Genomic DNA, 339 nt, shown 5'->3' on the forward strand with positions numbered 1-339 from the left:
TTCCAAATCCTCCGCGCCTGCTGTTAAAAGACGCGCGCGGGGCGCTCGCATTCAAGCGGGTGGCTCCGTTTTTCGCGCCCGTATTTCCGCGGGTTGCCTTGGAGGATCTTGGACATGATCTGGCTGGCCGCCTACATCGGCAGTGTACTCGCCATCAATTACGCCTTCAGCCTCGCGCCGCACCTGGACCTGATCTGGTCCTGCTGGGCTGGGCTGATCTACATCCTGCGCGACATGGTGCAGGTCCGCTACGGCCACTGGTCGCTTGCCGCGATGCTGGCCGGCACCGTGCTGTCCTACCTGCTGTCGGACCCCTTCGTGGCGACGGCCAGCGTCGCC

1 protein-coding gene is annotated in these 339 nt (G+C 64.3%); it reads left to right on the top strand.

The window, feature by feature from the left end; genetic code table 11:
* Positions 1–108 precede the first annotated feature (108 nt).
* The coding region (locus JT719_RS24410; protein WP_242693462.1) for a hypothetical protein at positions 109–339 on the top strand (231 nt) is incomplete at its 3' end.

Origin of the sequence: Sabulibacter ruber (assembly GCF_017355955.1) — a bacterium.
Classification (GTDB): Bacteria; Bacteroidota; Bacteroidia; order Cytophagales; family Hymenobacteraceae; genus Nibribacter; species Nibribacter ruber_A.